This window comes from Dyella sedimenti, assembly GCF_022760995.1.
In the GTDB taxonomy this organism is placed as follows: Bacteria; Pseudomonadota; Gammaproteobacteria; order Xanthomonadales; family Rhodanobacteraceae; genus Dyella; species Dyella sedimenti.
The window spans coordinates 473,920-493,539 of the sequence record NZ_JAKWJO010000002.1; the positions used below are offsets into that span (position 1 = coordinate 473,920).

Genomic DNA, 19,620 nt, shown 5'->3' on the forward strand with positions numbered 1-19,620 from the left:
TATATCGCCACTGACGCCACTGGGTCCCGGCCCTTGCCCCCCCCTTTGGGGGTGCGCCGGGACGACGAGCAAAACTTATGGTTTCTGTGCCGCGTTCTTGCCCGAACCGCCACCCGCCATCGCCACCTGTCTGCCCGGATCCAGGCTGCGCGATTCCATCGCCACCTTGGTCGGGTTCACTTCCACGCCGGGGCGCACGTGCTGGAGGCCGCTGACGATCACCACGTCCTTGGCGTCCAGGCCCTCGTTGACCACGCGCAGGCCGTCCAGCAGCGGGCCGGTGACCACGCGGCGGTAAGCCACCTTGCGGTCCTTGTCCACCACGTAGACGAACTTGTTGCCGAGGTCGGTGGCGATGGCGCGGTCGTCCACCAGCGCGCGCGGCTGTCGGCTGTCGCTGCGCAGCTGGATGCGCACATACAGGCCGGGCGTGTAGCGCGCGTCGGCGTTGTCGAACACGGCGCGCAGGCGGATGGTGCCGCTGCCGGCGCGCAGCTGGTTGTCCACGAAGTCCACCCGGCCGCTGTGGGGGAAGCCCTTCTCGTCGGCCAGCGCCATCGTGATCTGCGGCGAGCCGCCGTGCTCGCGGCGCTGGCGGTCGAACTTCAGGTAGCTGTGCTCGTCCACGTCGAAGTAGGCGTAGATCGGGTCGACGCTCACCACGCTGGTCAGCACATCGTTGCTGGTGACCAGGTTGCCCGGCGTCACCAGGGCGTTGCTGACGCGGCCGTCGATCGGCGCGCGCACTTCGGTGAAGCCGAGGTTGAGGCGGGCCGCGTCCAGCGCGGCGGTGGTCGAGGCCACCTGGGCCTTGGCGCTCTGCGCCGCGGTCGCCTGGCGGTCGGCTTCTTCCTTCGCGATGGCGTGCTGGTCGAGCAGGCGTTGCGCACGCTCGGCGTTGGACTGAGCCAGCGCTTCCTCGGCCTTGGCCTGGCTGAGATTGGCGGCCAGACGGTCCACCTCGGCCTGGTACGGGCGCGGATCGATGCGGAACAGCAGGTCGCCCTTGCGCACGATGGCGCCTTCCTTGAAATGCACCGAATCCACGTAGCCGCTCACCCGCGGCCGCAGCTGGATGGTATCCACGGCCTGCAGGCGGCCGGTGAACTCGTCGGCGTCATCCACCGGGCGCACCAGCACCTGGGCCACGGTGACGGCGGGCGCGGGCGGCGGGGCGGCCTGCGCGTGGGTGTCGCCGCCATGGCCCAGCAGGGCCCAGCTGCCGCCCACCACGGCCAGGGCGAAAATGGCGAGGGTCCATCGTTTTTTCATGTCGCGCTCCCAATAATGGTTCCACCGGTGCAGGGGGCCGGCAGGCAGGGGCGAGAGATTAGGTGTACTATCAAGTTCAATAAATACCTTTTTGTGCAACGCAATAGTGACTGCCAGTCACGAATGGGGTCAGAATTGAATCTATGGAAGACTTCGCCGCAATCTCCGCGTTTGTCCGCGTGGTCGAGGCCAAGAGCTTCGCCGCCGCCGCCGCCCAATTGGGCATGACTCCCTCCGGGGTCAGCCGCGCCGTGTCGCGGCTGGAGGAACAGCTGGGCGCCCGGCTGCTGTACCGTTCCACCCGATCCTTGCGTTTGACCGACGATGGAGCCTCGTTCCATGCGCGTTGCAAGGAGATCCTTGCCGACCTGGCCGAGGCCACCGAGGCCCTGGGTTATGCCAACCGCAAACCCACCGGCAAGCTGCGCATCGGTGTGTCGCTGGCGGTGGGGCGTACCGTGCTGATTCCCCGGCTGGCCGAGTTCGAGCGCCGCTACCCGGACATCAAGCTCGAACTATGGATGTGCGACTACCCCTATGACCTCAACGAGGAAGGCATCGACTGCGCCATCCGCGTGGGTGAACTGGAGGATTCGAGCCTGATCGCCCGCAAGATCGGCTACCTGCGCAACGTGGTGTGCGCCTCGCCCGAGTACCTGCGCCAGTACGGCACACCGCAGAGCATCGAGGACCTCAAGCAGCACCGCTGCATCAACTACGTGTTCCCCAACGGGCGCCCGCGCCAGTGGCAGTTCGAGACGCCCAGTGGCCAGGTCACGCTCGACGTGGAGCCGCACATGCTGATCAACGACGCCGAGTCGGTGATCCAGGCGGTGGTGGCCGGCCTGGGCATCACCCAGGCGCCGCACATGCTGGCGGCCTGCATGCTGGACATGGGCAAGCTCGAACTGGTGATGACCGACACCATCTCCACCGGCAAGCCGGTGTGGATCGTCTATCCGCAGAAGAAGCACCTGTCCGCCCGCGTGCAGGCCTTCATCGAATGGGTGCGCGTGGTGTTCGAGCAAACCAACGAGCCGGGCAAGCACAAGAAGCCGCTGGCGGTGGTGGCGGAGCCGGAGCGTATCCGCGCCTGAGTGGCGTCCCCATCTGTGGGAGCGCACCCTGTGCGCGACAGCCAGTCAGCAAGGCGAGCCGCGATGTCGCGGTCGCGCACAGGGTGCGCCTACAACAACAGGGCGTGTTACGCCCCGGCCGGGATGAACAGCAGCAGGGCGATGCCTAGCGCGATGCGGTAGATCGCGAATGGGGTGAAGCGATGGCTGCGGATATAGCCCAGCAGCCACTTCACTGCCGCGAAGGCCACGATGGCCGACACCGCGAAGCCGACGCCGAAGGCGGTCCAGTCCTCGTGCACGCCGCCTTCCTTGAACACCTTCAGCAACTCGTAGCCGGTCGCCGCGTACATGGTGGGAATGCCCACCAGGAAGGCGAACTCCGTGGCCGCCGCGCGGTTGCTGGTGCCCGCGAGCATGGCGGTGAAGATGGTGGCGGCCGAACGCGAGGTGCCGGGGAAGAGGCCCGCCACCATCTGCGCGATGCCTACCAGGATCGCCACCCGCCAGCTCACCTCGGCGCGGTCCGGCTGGCGCTCGGCCAGGCGTTCGGCCGCGATCATCCAGATGCCGCCGACCACCAGCGCCCAGGCCACCGGCGTCACCGCCTCGGGCAGCTTGAAGCCGAGCTTCACCGCGATGAAGCCGAGCACGGCGGTGATCAGGAAGGAGATCGCCAGCTTGGCCAGGTAGTCGCGGCTGGCCGGGTCGCGCCATTGCGTGAGCAGCCGCCAGATGCGGTTCCAGTAGATCAGGGTCACCGCCAGGATGGCGCCGGCCTGGATGCCCACGTTGAACAGGTCCGAGCGCGCGCCCAGCCCGAACTTCTCGGCGATCAGCAGGTGGCCCGTGCTGGAGATGGGCAGGAATTCGGTGATGCCCTCGATGATGCCGAGCAGGATGACGTGGATCAGGTCGCTCACGGAAACTCCAGGAAGTTGGCCGGCACTGGGTTCCATGCCGGTGCAAAGCGGCATAGCTTAAGGGACGGGAGTGGCGTTTTTGGGGCAGGTGCGCGTCATGGGGGCCTTCCCCTTGCCGTGCCCGCGGAAGCGGGAGTCCATCGTTTCGGCCAGTGCACGGGGGAAAAGCCGCTGGAGAGAGATTCATTCTGCACCAAAATGGCGCATATGAGCGTTTCATCGTAGTGCAACATGGCTGCGCCACGCTGCATGGGCAGCGATTAACTCATTGATATAGAAAGAACCGTCGGCTTGGCATGGGCCTTGCTCTGCCGCATGTCGTTTTCTCACCTTTAACCCATCGAGGTTGTCCATGTCGTCCGCCGTCCAGAAAGTGCTCGATCTGATCCAGGAACACGAGGTCGAGTTCGTCGACTTCCGCTTCGCCGACATGCTCGGCAAGCACCATCACGTCACGTTCCCGGCCCACACCATCGACGAGGGCACCTTCGAGGACGGCAAGATGTTCGACGGTTCGTCGATCTCCGGCTGGAAGGGCATCAACGAGTCCGACATGATCCTGCTGCCGGACCCGGAGACGGCCTACCTCGATCCGTTCAGCGCCCACACCCAGCTGGTGCTGCATTGCGACGTGCTCGAGCCGTCCACCATGCAGGCCTATGGCCGCGATCCGCGTTCCATCGCCAAGCGCGGCGAGGCCTACCTGAAGTCCACCGGCATCGCCGACGCGGCCTTCTTCGGCCCGGAGCCGGAGTTCTTCATCTTCGACTCGGTGCGCTGGCAGAACGACATGGGCCGCGTGTTCTACGAGATCGGCTCCGAGGAAGCGGCGTGGAGCTCGCGCTACAAGTACGAGGACAACAACACCGGCCACCGTCCGGGCGTGAAGGGCGGCTACTTCCCGGTCAGCCCGGTCGATTCGCTGGGCGACCTGCGCGCGGACATGTGCAAGGTGCTCGAGTCGCTGGGCCAGGTGGTGGAAGTGCACCACCACGAGGTGGCCAACGCTGGCCAGTGCGAGATCGGCACGCGCTTCAACACGCTGGTGAAGAAGGCCGACGAGCTGATGACCATGAAGTACGTCATCAAGAACGTGGCCCACCAGAATGGCAAGACCGTCACCTTCATGCCCAAGCCGATCGTTGGCGACAACGGCAGCGGCATGCACGTGCACCAGTCGCTGTCCAAGGAAGGCAACAACCTGTTCGCCGGCGACCTGTACGGCGGCCTGTCGCAGACCGCGCTGTGGTACATCGGCGGCATCTTCAAGCACGCCAAGGCGATCAACGCATTCGCCAACTCCACCACCAACAGCTACAAGCGCCTGGTGCCGGGCTTCGAGGCGCCGGTGATGCTGGCTTACTCGGCCCGCAACCGTTCGGCCAGCTGCCGCATCCCGTACGTGTCGAGCCCGAAGGGCCGCCGCATCGAGGTGCGCTTCCCCGACCCGATGAACTCCGGCTACCTGGTGTTCACCGCGCTGATGATGGCCGGCCTGGACGGCATCCTGAACAAGATCGACCCGGGCGCGCCCGCCGACAAGGACCTGTACGACCTGCCGCCGGAAGAGGAGAAGAAGATCCCGCAGGTGTGCTCCAGCCTCGACCAGGCGCTGGATTCGCTGGACAAGGACCGCGACTTCCTCAAGGCCGGCGGCGTGTTCACCGACGACTTCATCGACGCCTACATCGAGTTGAAGATGCAGGAAGTGACCCGTTACCGCGCCAGCACGCATCCGCTGGAATTCCAGATGTACTACGCGATCTGATCGCGTCGCCGCTGTGGGTGGGAGGGACGACGGGCGCTTCGGCGCCCGTTGTTTTTCGTGGCGCTGGTTCGCGATTCGCACAGCGCATGGCTGTGGGCGCATATAGGCGCCTCATGTAATCGCATGCCGAAAATGCTTTTGCCGGCGTAGCCGGCCGGCGAGCGCCGACCGCGCCAGCCAGGCGGTATGCCACTTTCTGCAAATAGCCAATAACCTGACCAGGTTCGGCCATAAGTTATGCCCATCTCAGGCAAGCTTACTGACCATCTCGGCCAATGATTTGGTCAGATCGAGCGGGTGCACTGGAAGGAAAGCGCGTCGATGAGGCCGGCTCAAAGGAGAACAATCCATGGGCATTGCACGTGCCCTGTAATCTCGGGGGCGGTACGAGCGAACGAACCATGAACTCCTGTCCCCGCTTGACAGGACCTACGTCCAGGTGCGTTAAGATCACTCCGTAATGCGTATGCACTACCGCCTTAGCCGACGTCGCCGAGCCCTTTGGATAGGGATGGTGATGTTTTGCCTGCTATTCCAGCAGTTGGCGATGGCCGCGTATGTGTGCACGCTGTCCGCATCACCCGCCGCCACGCTCATGACGGGCGATTGCGCGGGTATAGATATGTCCTCAGGGCATCAAGCATCTGAGCATCAACGTTCGGATCCACGCTGTGCCGAACATTGCGCTGACCATGCCACGACGACAACCGATGCTCGTCTACCTGCAGTTCCGCCACTCGTCCTAGCACCGGCCTCTCCAACGCTGCTGGGGACGATCGCCGAGGCGCCGGAACAGGCGACACTGCCGGATCCGACGGTGCGTCGCGCGGAGCCACCGCCCACGTTGCGGTTCTGCTCTCTCCTGATTTAGCCCTCGATCGCTAAGCCCTCGGCGGCCGTGCCGGTGTGCATGGCCCATATGGTTTTGTGATCGGAGCTAGTCATGTTCTTGCATCAAATCTGGACGCGCGCTTTCCCAGCGCGCCGCTGGGTGTGCCCCTTGTGCGCCGCCCTGTTTCTCGCCATGTCGCCCGCCTGGGCAGGCGAGCCCGCCACAGCGTTAACGTTGGAGGCCGCAACCCGGAAGGCTCTGGCGCAAGCGCCCCTGCTGGACGCGCGCATGGCTTCTCAGCATGCCGCCCGTGAAGAAGCCGACCGTGCCGGCGCCTTGTCGGATCCCCAACTGAGCGTCGGCATCGAGAATCTGGCCACTCAAGGACCGGGGGCGTTCACGGCTGGGGGGGACAGCATGACGATGCGCACCGTCGGGATCACTCAGGCGCTTCCCTCACGCGCCAAACGACTGGCGCAGCGCGATCTCGCCGGCGCCCATGTCGAGCAAGCCGCAACAACCATCACCATGACCCAGCTCGCCATCGAGCAACAAGTAGCGGCTGCCTGGATCACTGCCTGGGGCGCACATCATGAAGCGCAGATGCTGCAAGCCATGCGCAGCGAATGGTCGGTCGATGTGGTGGTAGCCGAAGCACGATTGCGGGGCGGTACCGGCTCGGCGGCAGACGTGCTGGCGACGCGCATGGAGGCGCTGGACCTGGAGAATCGCATCGACGATGCCGCCTCGCGTGAAGCGCAGGCCCGGGCAACCTTGGGTCGATGGCTGGGTGGTTCCGTCACCGAGCCGCTTGCCGATGCGCCGGACTTTGCCGTGCTCGCCCACGACAAGACCACTCTCCTGTCCAAGTTAGACGAGCAAGGCAGTCTCCTGGACTGGCCAGCACGCGAACACGTCGCCGAAGCGGCCCTGGCCGAGGCCAAGGCTGAAAAGCATCCCGAGTGGAGCGTCGGGCTGAGCTATGGCTCCCGTGCCCGGGGGTTGTCCGACATGGTGTCCTTGCAGGTTGGCGTGAGCCTGCCCCTGTTCACGCGCAATCGCCAGGATCGCGGCATCAGCGCACGAGCCGCGGATCTTGAGGCGGTCCATGCCGAGTACGAGGATGCACGGCGGCAACAAGCAGAAGCCGTGGAAGCGGCCTGGGCGCAATGGGACGCGCTGGGGCGGCAAGCGCGCCGGTATCTCGACCAACTCTTGCCGCAGGCCAACGATCGCGCGGCGCTGGCCTTGGCGGCCTACCGCGGTGGCGGCGACATTCAGCCTTTACTGCAAGCTCGCCGCGACGAAATCGCTCACCATGCCGACTACGCCCGCATGCTGACGGATTACGGTCGAGCGTGGGCAGTGTTGACCTATCTGCTGCCCGAAGGGGACGCCCCATGAAGCGCGCACGCTGGATCCTTTCTATGGTGGCCGTGTTGCTGGCCACGGCGTTCGTCGCCTATTGGGCTGGTCGCCATGGGAGCGGCTCGACCGCCGTGCCGGGTGACCGCTCAGCCATCACCGGGTCGTCAGCGCCGGACGCCGGTGCCAAGCCGTTGTACTGGTACGACCCGATGATTCCGACCGAACATCATGACCAGCCCGGCCTATCGTCGATGGGCATGCAGATGATCCCCAAGTATGCCGATGCCGGCACCGACGCCAGCGCCGTACGCATCGATGCGGCGACGATCCAGAACCTGGGTGTACGTACCGCCCCGGTCGAGCGTCGGGTGTTGGCAGCAACTATCCAGGTGCCCGGAACGATCGGCTGGGATCTGCGCCAAGCCGTCGTCGTGAGCGCCCGCGTCGATGCAGTGGTGACCAGGCTGTATGTACGCGCGCCGTACACGAACATCACGGCGGGCGCCCCGATAGCCGACGTGCTCGCGCCGCAGTGGAGCAGTGCCGTAGCCGAAGCCCAGGCGCTCCAACACGTCCAGTCGGCCGAAGCCAAGGCCCTACGCGACGCGGCGCAACAACGCCTGCTTATCCTCGGTTTATCGCCCACCGACGGTCGTGCGATAGGCGGCGGTGGTCAGATCACCTTGCACGCGCCGCAAACGGGCGTCATCAGCACCCTGGATGTGCGTGAGGGTCAGCGCGTCAATGCCGGGCAAACGCTGATGACGATCAACGGATCGTCGACGGTGTGGGTCGAAGCGGCCTTGCCGCAGGCCGTAGCCGGCTCAGTACATGCGAATACACCGGTGACCGTCCGCGTCGATGCGCTGCCAGGGCAGACGTTCCACGGCCACGTGGAAGTGCTACTCCCGGATATCGACATGACGACACGTACCCAGCGCGCGCGCATCGTGCTCGCCAACCCGGAGGGAAGTTTAAGTCCCGGCATGTTCGCCACCGTGCAGCTCGAACCGACGCCGGGCAAGGCGGTGCCGGTCATGCCCGACGATGCACTGATCGCGACCGGCACGCATGCGCGCGTGATCGTCGCCGAAGAAGGCGGTCGCTTTCGTGCTGTCGCCGTCCACACCGGCCGCGCAGCCGGCGGCTATACCGAAGTTCTCGATGGCCTCGCGGGCGGCGAGAAAGTAGTGGTGTCCGGACAGTTCCTGATCGACTCGGAGGCCAGCCTGTCAGGGGCGCTGGATCGCTTGAGCGACCCTCCGGCGCTTCCCGCACCCGCGGCCAGTGCGCCGATGTCAGGCATGCCGATGCCGGGAGATCGGCCATGATCGCCACCCTCATCCGTGCCGCGATCGCGCACCGCGTCTTCGTTCTGTTGGCCGCCCTGGCATTGGCACTGGCCGGCGTGTTCGCGGCGACGCGCACGCCGATCGATGCACTGCCAGATCTGTCCGACACCCAGGTGATTATCCGCACCAATTGGCCGGGCCAGTCGCCCCAGGTGGTCGAAGATCAGGTGACCTATCCATTGGCCACCACCATGCTGTCGGTGCCCGGGGCCAAGACAGTCCGTGCCTACTCGTTCTTTGGCGACTCGTACGTCTATGTGCTGTTTGATGACAGCACGGATCTCTACTGGGCACGTTCGCGGGTGCTGGAGTACCTGAGCCAGGTCCGCGATCGCCTGCCAGCCGGCGTGAGCCCTTCGTTGGGCCCGGATGCCACCGGTTTGGGCTGGATCTACGAGTACGCCTTGGTCGATCGCACGGGGCAGCACGATCTAGGTCAGCTACGTGCCTTGCAGGATTGGTTCCTGCGCTACCAGCTCAAGACCGTGCCGGATGTGGCCGAAGTCGCTGATCTGGGCGGCATGGAGCGCGCCTGGCAAGTCGTACCGGATCCGCAGCAGCTGGCCGCGCGCAATCTCACGGTGGCACAGCTGGTCGAGGCGATCCGGGCGACCAACGGTGCCAATGGCGGCTCGGTGATCGAGCAAGGCGAAGCCGAACTTATGGTGCGCAGCGAAGGCTACCTGCGCAGTCGCGAGGACTTCGAGCACGTACCGATCACGGCCAACACCGGCGGTATACCGGTACTGCTGCGCGACATCGCCTCGGTGCGGCGGGGCCCCAGTTTCCGGCGTGGCATCACCGAGCTGGATGGCCAAGGCGAAGTCGCCGGCGGTGTCGTCGTATTGCGTACAGGCAAGAACGCCAAGGCCGCGATTGCCGCCGTCAAGGCCAAACTGGCCGAACTCAAGCACAGCCTGCCGCCTGGCGTGGAGATCGTGCCGACCTACGACCGCTCGCAACTGATCGATACGGCCGTGGAGAACCTGTGGGGCAAGCTGTTAGAAGAGTTCATCGTCGTCGCGCTGGTCTGCGCGCTATTCCTCGGTCACTTGCGCTCGGCGCTGGTGGCCGTGATCACACTGCCGCTCGGGGTGCTGGCTGCCTTCATCGTGATGCATGTACAGGGTGTGTCGGCCAACCTGATGTCACTCGGTGGTATCGCCATTGCCATCGGCGCGATGGTCGATGCGGCGGTGGTGATGATCGAAAACACCCACAAGCGTCTGGAGCATTGGCGCGATGCGCACGATGGACGGGAACCCCAGGGTGCGGCGCGCTGGACGTTGGTCGCGGAGTCGGCTGCCGAGGTGGGCCCGGCGCTGTTCGTAAGCCTGTTGATCATTGCCCTGTCGTTTGTCCCGGTCTTCGCACTGGAGGGCCAGGAGGGCAAGTTATTCAAGCCGCTTGCCTTCACCAAGACCTACGCGATGGCCGCAGCGGCGGGTTTGGCCGTCACCCTCGTGCCGGTGTTGATGGGCTACCTGGTACGAGGGCGGATTCGGGCGGAGCGCGACAACCCGCTCAATCGAGGACTGATTGCACTGTATCGTCCCATTCTGGAAGCAGTGCTGCGTTACCCGAAAGCCACCCTGGTACTTGCCGGCGTTCTGTTTCTTAGCGCGGCCATTCCTTTCAGCCAGCTGGGCAGCGAGTTCATGCCGCCCATGGACGAAGGCACTCTGCTGTACATGCCGACAGCGCTACCGAGTCTGTCGACCGGCAAGGCGGCACAACTGGTGCAGCTCACCGATCGCATGATCAAGACCGTGCCCGAGGTCGAGCACGTATTCGGCAAGGCCGGGCGCGCGGAGACCGCCACCGACCCGGCGCCGCTGGAGATGTTCGAGACCACCATCACCTTCAAGCCGAAGGATCAATGGCGGGCGGGCATGACGATGGACAAGCTCAAGGTCGAACTGGACAAGGCCGTGCACGTCCCCGGATTGACGAACCTGTTCGTGCCGCCGATCCGCAACCGCATTGACATGCTGGCGACCGGCATCAAGAGCCCGATCGGCATCAAGGTGCTCGGGTCCGATCCCTCCACGCTACAGATGGTGGCCGATCAGATCGAATCCGTAGCTAAGAAAGTGCCCGGCGTGCGCTCAGCCATTGCCGAGCGGGCTCAGGGCGGTCGTTACGTCGATGTGCATGTTCGTCCCGATGATGCGGCCCGCTATGGCCTGAGCCAGCAGCAAGTGCAGGCGCTGATCGCGACCCTGGTGGGCGGCGATCCGATCGGTCAAACCGTGCAGGGACGAGAGCGCTATCCCATCGTGGTGCGCTATCCACGCATCGAGCGTGATTCGGTCGCGGCCCTGCGACAGTTGCCCATCGTTGCGGCCGGCGGGGCGCAGCTGACGCTTGCGCAGGTCGCAGACATCACCCTCGACGTGGGGCCGCCGATGCTGAAGAGCGAGAACGGGCAGTTAGCCACGTACGTCTACGTCGATACCGCCGGCCGCGACCTCGGCGCGGTCGTGGACGATCTGCAGCGCGCGGTGGCTCAACAGGTAAAGTTGCCTCCGGGCATAACGGTGGCCTGGTCGGGGCAGTTCGAGTATCTGGCCAGTGCCATGAAGCGCCTCAAGCTCGTGGTACCGATCGCGCTGGTCATTATCTTCGCGCTCATTTACGCCGTGTTTCGCCGTGCCAGTGAAGCGGCCATGATTATGGCCAGCGTGCCGCTGGCACTGGTCGGCGGACTGTGGCTGATCTGGCTGCTGGGACACGCGGTCTCCGTGGCGACGATGATCGGCTTTATCGCACTGGCCGGCGTCGCTGCTGAGTTCGGCGTGGTGATGCTGCTGTACTTGCGCCACGCCTGGGAGCATCACCTCGCGCTCAATCCCCAGGCAGGCCTTCCCGAGCTGGAGGATGCGATTCGCGAAGGTGCCGTGCAGCGGGTGCGGCCCAAGGCGATGACTGTCGCGGTCATCCTCGCCGGCCTAGTCCCGATTCTGTGGGGCCACGGGGCGGGCTCCGAAGTCATGCAGCGCATCGCGGCCCCCATGGTGGGCGGCATGCTGACCGCCCCCTTGTTATCGATGCTGGTGATTCCCGCGGCCTTCTTGCTGATGATGCGACGTCGCAAGCGCCGGACCACCTCATCATCCCACGCTCCAGGAGATGCCTCCCGTTGAAACGGCGGATCGTCACTCCGGTCGGTGCCAGCCGACGACTGGTGAGGTGTGCGATGGCGCACGCCGATCACGACGGCTCCGGCGTTCCTAGCGCCGCGGGGCCGTGGTCAAGGCGGCGAGGCGCGCCTCCTTGGCCTCTCGGAGAATGCTCAGGGCTTCCTTGATCACGTAGAGCGCGATGGCCGTCCCGATCACCAGGTCGGGAGCGGCGTGATGCGTCAGCAATACGAGCACACCCGCCGCGATCACGGCCAAATTGGCGATGACATCCACCCGGGTGAACAGCCAGGTGGCACGCAGATGGACTTCGCCCTGACGGAAGCGCTGCAGCAGGCGCAGCATGGTCGCGTTGACCAGCAGGGAAACGAACGCGATGGCCATCATCCAGGGACCTTCCGGTTCGCTGCCCGCCACGGCTCGCCAGACGACGACGTCCAGGGCGACCGCACCCAGGACCAGCAGCAAGGTGCCACTCAGACCTGCGGCCTGCGCCTTGAACCCGGCGCTGCGATGCCAAGCCATCAGGGCGCTGGCATCGGCGCTGGCATCGGCCAGCATGTCCAGCGCGTCGGCAACCAGGCCCATCGAATCGGCGATCACGCCGGCGATGGCCCCGACCACGAACATGGCGGCGTTCAAGGCCAGTGCGATGCGCAGGGTGCGGCGCTCCGCTTCATTCGTCGCCTCCGCGTGACAACCACAATCGCTCATGCATGATTTCCTTCGATGCAGCCGACCGGCGCAACTGGAGCGACTCGACCGCGTACGGTATTGAAGAGAGGCCTTGATCCAAGTCAGAGAGCTCATGCCCACGCTCGCTACCTTCGATGACCGGCATTGGGAAACGAAGGCAAGGCAAGTGATGAGGAGCTGGCATGTCGTGGTGTTCTCCATCGTGGTCAGCGCGCTGGCGGTGGCGCCGGGGCTGCCGCGGGAGGACTGGTTCACGCCGCAGGGCATCAGCCTGGCGCTGGGCACGGCCGCACTGGCCCTGATGGGCATCGCCGCGTTGCTGAGTGCGCGGCTGCGCATGGTCGAGACGCTGTTCGGCGGGCTCGACCGCGTCTATCTCGCGCACAAGTGGCTGGGCATCTGGGCGCTGGCGCTGGCCTCGTTCCATCTGGTGTATCACGCGGACCGGGACAACTGGAGCACCGCCGCGATCCTCGTCGTGCCGGATGAAATGACGCGCTTCGTGCGGCACTTCTGCTACGTCGGGCTGATGCTCATCGTGATGCTGGCGCTCAACCGCACTATCCCGTATCGGGTATGGCGCTGGTGGCACAAGCTGTCGGGTCCGCTGTTCCTGGTGGTGGTGCTGCACTGGCTGAGCATCGAGTCGCCTATCGCGCTGGCCAGCCCCGCGGGCCTGTGGCTGGCGCTGACGGCCACCGCCGGCACGGCGGGAGCGCTCTACAAGCTGCTGCTGTACCGCCACCTGGCCGGACAGGCGGAGTACCGCGTGGTCGCGACGACGCCGGGCAAGGCGGCCATCCATCTGGAACTGGCACCCGTCGGCAAGCGCCTGGCGTTCCAGCCGGGGCAGTTCGGCTTCCTGCGCCTGAAGGCGCATGGCCTGCGCGAACCGCATCCGTTCACCCTGGCCAGCGGCACGCATCCGGACGGCCATGTGGACTTCGTGATACGCGCGCTGGGCGACTACACCAGCCAGTTGGTGAAGACGATCCGCGTGGGCATGCTGGCCGATATCCATGCGCCGCATGGGCGCTTCACGCGCAACCGGAAGGCGCGACGCGAGGTATGGATCGGCGGCGGCGTGGGCATCTCGCCCTTTATCGCCTGGCTCAGGGACGAGGAGGCTGGTTCCTGCGAGCAAGTCACGCTGTTCTATTTCCACACGCCGGGCCGGGCATTCCCCGATGTACAGGCGCTGGAAGACCTGGCCATCGCGCGCGGCGCGGAACTGGTGCCGGTGCCGGACGGCCCGGACAGTCCCGCGTTCCGGCAGCGTTTCGCGGCCATCGTGCGAGAGATCGACCCGCAAGCCGTGGACGTCGCCTTCTGCGGTCCCGTAGGCTTGCTGGACGAAGTGCGCGCGCGGATGCGCCACGAAGGCGTGCCCATGGCCAACCTGCGCCATGAGCATTTCAACTTCCGCTGAGCGTTCCCTCGCCTGTGGGAGCGCACCCTGTGCGCGACAAGCCTACGCAGCGGCGAAACCGTCGCGCACAGGGTGCGCTCCCACGGGCCTCAATGCAGCTCGACCACCACCAATCCCTGCGGTGGCACGTCGAGGCTCAGGCGGCCGTTCTGCAGCGTGGCCTGGACGGGCGCGGCGAGCTTGCCGGCCTCGCGCAGCTGCTGGATCTGCCCACGGCTGGGCCAGTTCGGCCGGCCCATGCGGTCGAACGCGGCGACGGCGTTGCCGTGGTCCTGGTCCAGGCGCCATACGGTGGCCTGGGTGGCGGCGCCCAGGTGCTTCACGTCCACGTCGAAGTGCTTGTTCGCGCCCGTCGGCACGCCGGGCGCGTAGTCGGCGGTGTCGCCCAGCGGCGGCGTGTAGTTCCACAGTGCCAGCACCACCGTGCCGTCGGCGCGGCGGGTGGCCAGAGCGCTGTCGGTGGCCAGTGGCAGCTGCACGTCGCCCAGCTTGTGCAGCAGGGTGAAGGCGTTGAAGGCGGGCTTCTCGATGCGGTCGGCGGCGATCAGGCCGAAGCCGCCGTAGAACGGGTTCCTTACCACGCCCTGTTCGTCGAACACGTCGGAGAACGACCAGTAGCTCATGATGTCCACCTTGCCCGCGCATTCGCGGATGGTGTTGGCCATCCACGGGCCCATGTAGACCGTGTCGGTGACATTGGGCAGGTTGGCGTAGGAGGCGTTGTACTCGCTGTAGATCAGCGGCAGCTTCGGGAACGGCGAGGCAACGATTTCCTTGTGCGACTTGTCCACCGCGCGGCAGACCATGTCGCGGCGCGGGATCTTCTCCTCGGTCTTGAACACGTTCTGCGCGGTGTCGTCGCCGTAGACGTGCGTGCTGGCGAAATCGATCGGCGCGCCGCTCTGCTTCACGTGCTTGAGGAAATCCGGCAGCCAGGCCGCCTGGGCCGTGGCCGGGCCGCCCACGCGCAGGCGCGTGTCCACCGACTTCACCACGCGCGCGGTGCGGTCGTACAGCTCGTAGTAGGTGGGCTGCTCCGGCTTGCCGCCCCAGAACGCCAGGTTGGGCTCGTTCCACACCTCGAAGTACCAGCTCGACACTTCCTCGATGCCGTAGCGCTCGATCTCGTGCTGCAGGAAGGCGCGCACCAGCGCGTCCCACTCGGCCCAGTCCTTCGGCGGCATCACGTTGGGGTGGTACCAGAAGTCGTGGTGGCTGGCCGGATCGCTGCTCATCTCCGGCGGCATGAAGCCCAGCTCCACGAACGGCTTGACGCCCCGCTCGAGCAGGCCGTCGTAGACCTGGTCCACGTAGCTGAAGTTGAACTGCAGCTTGCCCTGCGCATCGCGGTAGGCCACGCCCATGTCGCGGTCGAAGATGCCGTGGAAGCGGATGTAGGTGAAGCCGGTGGCGTCCTTCACCGCGGCCAGGTCCTTGCGGTAATCGTCGCGCAGTGCCAGCACGGCGCGGCCCGAGCCGAACATCTGTTCCCAGAAATGCGGCAGCGGCGTGCCCTTGGCGGTGGCGTCGACGCGCAGTTCGATGGCGCTGCCGCCGGTCGCGGCATGGGCGGCGCCGATCAGGGCCAGGCTGAGGGCGACGCTGGTGGCCAGGCGGCGGAGCGGGGACGAGACGGACATGGAGGTTCCTTCGGCAGGGTGGTGGCCGGCCCGATCGGAAACGGGCGCATGTAAACGTTTACAGATGGTGGAGTCTCTTACAGACCAGCCCACCGGATCAATATGGGGAGGGGCCGTGGCATGGCCGCTCAGCCACGCAAGGTCTCCCGCAGGTGCCGCAGGGCGGGCAGCAAGGCCTCCGGTTCGCGCAGCGCCTTGCGCGCGGCGCCCACGGCCCGCCGCGCCTCGCCCGGCGTGGCGCCCTCTGAAATCAGCGCCACCGCCGGTTCGCGGCAGGCCGCCAGGGCATCCACCCAGTCCGCCGGCTGCATCGCGTGCTGGCGCCGCGTCAGCCGGCGCAGCGCCCGGAACGGCGGCGCCACCGTTTCGAGCTGCTCCAGCGCGGCCTCGAAGCGCTGCGCGCCGCGCGCCGGTGTGGTGGGGTCGAGCGCCTCGGACAACGCGGCCAAGGCATCGGCCAGCCGCCGGCGCAGCACGTCGGTGGAACGCACCGGCCACACGAACCAGGCCGAGGCGAGGCCGATCACGGCGCCGATGGCGATCTCCCCGAGCCGCTGCCACAGCATGGCCGCCGGCGAGCCGCCGCCGAAGCCCTGCAGCAGGGCCAGCGCCACCGTGACGAACAGCGCCCACCACGCATAGCCGAGCGGCCGCAGCCAGATGCCGAGGAACAGCGCGGCCAGGATCAGCACGGCGGTGGTGGCGTGACCGGGCGCGGCATGCATGCTGAAGGCCATCGCCAGCACCGTGCCGGCAGCCGCGCCCAGCACGCGCAGGCCGCTCTTGTAGGCCACGTCCAGGCGCCCGCGGTTGCCGCTGTTGACGATGAAGGCGGTGAGCACGATCCAGGCCCAGCGCTCGCCAAAGCACAGGAAGCCCACCGCGAAGGCCGCCGCCAGCGCCACCGCCATCTGGATCGCCATGCGCGTGCTGGCCGGCAGGCGCGGGTCGCCCTGGACGACGGGCGCGGCCAGCACTGGGTCGGCGCTTTCCGGCGGCCTGCGCCCGTGCAGGCGCCGCACCAGCAGATGGCACAGCGTCACCCACAACAGGGCCAGCAGCGCCACCACCACCGGCACCAGCACGACGGGCAGCCGGCCGCCCGGCGCTGCCTGGACGTGCGGCACGGTCAGCAGGGTCACGAACGGCAGCGCGACCAGGCTGCCGGCGCGGCGCGCCATCGGCCCGAAGCGGCGCAACCAGATCGGGAAACTCATGCCCGCGACGAACACGAGGGCACCCAGCCACGGTACGCGGTGCAGCAGCAGCCCGACCGCCAGCGCCACCAGGCCGACCAGCGGCAGCATCAGCGCCGCCTCCAGCCGTCCACGCAGGTCGCGGTCCAGCTGGCTGCGCGACAGCGAGATGCTGAGCACCACGGCCAGCACCGCCGGCCCGGGACCTGGCGCGATGGCCAGCGCGCACAGCAGGGTGGCGATGGCGGCCAGCAGGGTTGCCGTGGCCTCGACCAACGATGAGCGCCATGCCGGCGTGCCGGGGCGGGTGGTGTCGATCCGGGTGTCGGGCGCAGGAAGCATGGGCAAGACCGAAGGGTGGCGCGCCATGGTAGCGGTTGGTGGCAAGAGCCTGTTCAAGGTCTCGTGTGGCTACGAAGCACCCCTGCACGCAGCCCGATTAGTGCCGAGTCTCAGCCGAGATCCACAGGATGGAGGGAAAGCAATACGGCTCTTCGACAGGATAAATGCACCGATGCCGATCGCGATGTCGAACAAGCTTTAAGTCCTCAGTGCATCGCCGCCCCGCGGGATAGCCGCTGGGTGTAGCGGAAGGAGGCACTGATTTGGCTGGCGAAGGCCTTCAGGGCTTGTATGCCGCGCCGTGCTGCGCTTCCTCACCGCCACGGCGCGTTGCGGGGTAGCGGCGCCGTTCGAGGTAGCACGTCACTGATCGGGCTTGCGGCAAGCTTCAGAGCTTGTATCCAACTCATCGCTCAGAGCCTGTGAGGCCATTCTCTTTTACTTTTCTCTTGGGCCAGCAAGAGAAACGTGACTCGGCGGCCCCACGGGGACTAGCTTCGCGTCGCCGGCAGGACGTCGAAACGCCCGCCGCGTCCCACGGGGACTTCCTTTGGTCGTAGGCGGCATCCTGGCGATAAGGCGACAACCAAATACCGAGGCCCTGGATCCCGACCCTTGCCCCCTCTTGTGGGGTGCGCCGGGATGGCGTCAAAGACCGAGGCGGAAGGAGGTCGCGCACAGAGTGCGCTCCCACAGGGGGGGCGATTAGCGCCAACTGGGGGATCCACAGGGTGCCTGGCGGCCCAATGTTTCATCCATGGGAGGAGCCAAAAGCAGGCCTGTCCTACTTGGAGGGAGCCTGGTCATGCGAAAACGTTGCTAGGGCAGCGTGGCGGGCACCGTCGCCGGCCCGGCACCTACCAATTGCTGCGACAAGGCCAACGCGGCCGCGTAGTTGGGCACGAAGTACAGCTCGCCCTCGCGCGGCTGCAACGCCATCTGCCGGATCACCCGCAACGGCTGCGCCTGCAGGCCCGACACGACCAGCACGATGTCGTGGCGGCGGCAGCGTTCCAGCAGGGTCTTGAGCGCATGTACGCCGCTGGCGTCGATGATGGGCACCAGCCGCATGCGCAGGATGAATACCTTGGTGGGCCGCCGGAACTGGTCGAGCAGGTCGTCCAGCCGGTTGGCGGCGCCGAAGAACAGCGGGCCGGTGATTTGGAACACCTCCACGCCGGGCGGCAGCTGGGCGCGCTGGGTGGCGTCCTCGGCCAGTGCGCGGTCGTCGCCGTTCTCGTCCATCAGCTTGACGCCGGCGCTGATCTCCACCGCCTCGGCCATGCGGAACATGAAGACGAAGGCGGACACCACCAGGCCGACCTCGATGGCCACGGTGAGGTCGAGGAACACGGTCAGGCCGAAGGTCAGCAGCAGCACCAGGCCGTCGCCCTTGGGGCCGGACAGCGTGTGGCGGAAGTGCTCGATCTCGCTCATGTTCCAGGCTACCACCAGCAGCACCGCCGCCAGCGCGGCCAGCGGCACGAACTTCATCAACGGCGCCAGCACCAGCATGAATACCAGCAGGCAGGCCGCGTGGACCATGCCGGCCACCGGCGTGCGGCCGCCGGCGCGGATATTGGTCGCCGTGCGCGCGATGGCGCCGGTGGCGGGCAGGCCGCCGAACAATGCGGCACCGATATTGGCCAAGCCCTGCGCCACCAGTTCGCCGTTGGAGCGATGCCTGCCGCCGGTCATGCCGTCGGCCACCACCGCCGACAGCAGCGATTCCACGCCGGCAAGGAAGGCGATGGTGAAGGAGCTTGGCAGCAGTTCGCGGGTGCGCTCGAACGGGATGTGGGGGAAGTCGAAGGCCGGCAGGCTGGAAGGCAGCCCGCCGAAGCGGCTGCCGATGGTCTCGGCCGGCAGCGCGAACACTACGCTCAGCGCGGTGCAGCCCAGCAGGGCGATCAGGAAGCTCGGCCAGCCCGGCCGCCAGCGACGCACCACCGCGACGATGGCCAGGCCGGTCAGCGTCAGCAGCACGGTCGCCGGCTGCGCGGTCGCCAGGTGACGCGCATAGGCGACCCAGCGCTCCACGAAATCGCTGGGCACGCTGGGCATGGCCAGGCCCAGCGCATCCTTGACCTGGCTGGAGAAGATGCTGACCGCGATGCCGGCGGTAAAGCCCGTCACCACCGGCTGCGGCATGTACTTCATCAGGGTGCCCAGCCGCAGCAGGCCGGCGCCGATCAGCATCAGGCCCGCCAGCAGCGTGCACAGGATCAATCCGCCGAAGCCGAACTTCTCGATGACGTTGAACACCACCGGGATGAACGCCGCTGTCGGCCCGCCGATCTGCACCCGCGAGCCGCCCAGGGCCGAGATCAGGAAGCCCGCGACGATCGCGGTGTAGAGACCCTTCTCCGGCGTGGTGCCACTGGCTATCGCCAGCGCCATGGCCAGCGGCAGCGCCACGATCGCGACCGTCAGGCCGGCGATAGCATCGCCGCGCAGATCCCGCCAGCCGTAGCCTTCGCGCAGCACGGTGACGAATTTGGGCACGAACTGCTGCAGGTACCTGCGGACGGCGACCGGATCCATCTTCCCCCCTGAGCGAAGTGGCTTTCGAGACGGTATCAG

12 protein-coding genes are annotated in these 19,620 nt (G+C 66.5%); 6 read left to right on the forward strand and 6 right to left on the reverse strand.

What is annotated here, in order from left to right; translation table 11 throughout:
* Nucleotides 1-75 precede the first annotated feature (75 nt).
* Nucleotides 76-1,272 carry an efflux RND transporter periplasmic adaptor subunit gene (locus tag MJ605_RS07385; RefSeq protein WP_243040659.1) on the reverse strand — a complete coding sequence of 399 codons (1,197 nt, stop codon included), beginning with the start codon at nt 1,270-1,272 and terminating at the stop codon, nt 76-78.
* A 143-nt stretch (nt 1,273-1,415) separates the two neighbouring features.
* Here MJ605_RS07385 and MJ605_RS07390 point away from each other — a divergent pair, with 143 nt between their 5' ends.
* Nucleotides 1,416-2,369 (forward strand): LysR family transcriptional regulator, encoded by a 954-nt coding sequence (locus MJ605_RS07390; RefSeq protein WP_243040660.1) that lies wholly within the window; start codon nt 1,416-1,418, stop codon nt 2,367-2,369.
* Nucleotides 2,370-2,476: 107 nt separating this feature from the next.
* Here the strand turns inward: MJ605_RS07390 and MJ605_RS07395 are convergent, their stop codons facing one another.
* The gene (locus MJ605_RS07395; RefSeq protein ID WP_243040661.1) at nt 2,477-3,271 is read right to left on the reverse strand and encodes an undecaprenyl-diphosphate phosphatase; all 795 of its coding nucleotides are present in this window, start codon (nt 3,269-3,271) and stop codon (nt 2,477-2,479) included.
* A gap of 352 nt (nt 3,272-3,623) precedes the next feature.
* Here MJ605_RS07395 and glnA point away from each other — a divergent pair, with 352 nt between their 5' ends.
* The 4 genes from glnA to MJ605_RS07415 all read left to right on the forward strand — a co-directional run bounded on the left by glnA (nt 3,624) and on the right by MJ605_RS07415 (nt 11,737).
* On the forward strand, nt 3,624-5,039 hold the full coding sequence (gene glnA, locus MJ605_RS07400; RefSeq protein WP_243040662.1) for a type I glutamate--ammonia ligase: 1,416 nt from the start codon (nt 3,624-3,626) through the stop codon (nt 5,037-5,039).
* 943 nt (nt 5,040-5,982) lie between these two features.
* The gene (locus MJ605_RS07405; protein WP_243040663.1) at nt 5,983-7,275 is read left to right on the forward strand and encodes a TolC family protein; all 1,293 of its coding nucleotides are present in this window, start codon (nt 5,983-5,985) and stop codon (nt 7,273-7,275) included.
* Complete coding sequence (locus tag MJ605_RS07410) at nt 7,272-8,570, forward strand: efflux RND transporter periplasmic adaptor subunit (RefSeq protein WP_243040664.1); 1,299 nt, start codon at nt 7,272-7,274, stop codon at nt 8,568-8,570. Before MJ605_RS07405 ends, MJ605_RS07410 begins: the two co-directional genes overlap by 4 nt.
* Nucleotides 8,567-11,737, forward strand: a complete 3,171-nt coding sequence (locus MJ605_RS07415; protein ID WP_243040665.1) for an efflux RND transporter permease subunit — start codon at nt 8,567-8,569, stop codon at nt 11,735-11,737. The genes MJ605_RS07410 and MJ605_RS07415 overlap by 4 nt, the downstream gene beginning before the upstream one ends.
* 87 nt (nt 11,738-11,824) lie before the next feature.
* Here MJ605_RS07415 and MJ605_RS07420 read toward each other — a convergent pair whose 3' ends face one another.
* Nucleotides 11,825-12,544, reverse strand: a complete 720-nt coding sequence (locus tag MJ605_RS07420; RefSeq protein WP_345779519.1) for a cation efflux transmembrane domain-containing protein — start codon at nt 12,542-12,544, stop codon at nt 11,825-11,827.
* Between the two features lie 55 nt (nt 12,545-12,599).
* On the opposite strand from MJ605_RS07420, the gene MJ605_RS07425 reads away from it, so the two are divergent.
* Entirely contained in the window at nt 12,600-13,859 is a 1,260-nt protein-coding gene (locus MJ605_RS07425) for a ferredoxin reductase family protein (protein WP_243040666.1), read from the forward strand.
* 89 nt (nt 13,860-13,948) lie between these two features.
* Here the strand turns inward: MJ605_RS07425 and MJ605_RS07430 are convergent, their stop codons facing one another.
* The 3 genes from MJ605_RS07430 to MJ605_RS07440 all read right to left on the reverse strand — a co-directional run bounded on the left by MJ605_RS07430 (nt 13,949) and on the right by MJ605_RS07440 (nt 19,581).
* Complete coding sequence (locus MJ605_RS07430) at nt 13,949-15,499, reverse strand: GH39 family glycosyl hydrolase (protein WP_243040667.1); 1,551 nt, start codon at nt 15,497-15,499, stop codon at nt 13,949-13,951.
* A 128-nt stretch (nt 15,500-15,627) separates the two neighbouring features.
* Nucleotides 15,628-17,037 (reverse strand): FUSC family protein, encoded by a 1,410-nt coding sequence (locus tag MJ605_RS07435; RefSeq protein WP_243040668.1) that lies wholly within the window; start codon nt 17,035-17,037, stop codon nt 15,628-15,630.
* 819 nt (nt 17,038-17,856) lie between these two features.
* On the reverse strand, nt 17,857-19,581 hold the full coding sequence (locus tag MJ605_RS07440; RefSeq protein ID WP_243040669.1) for a SulP family inorganic anion transporter: 1,725 nt from the start codon (nt 19,579-19,581) through the stop codon (nt 17,857-17,859).
* Nucleotides 19,582-19,620: the final 39 nt, after the last annotated feature.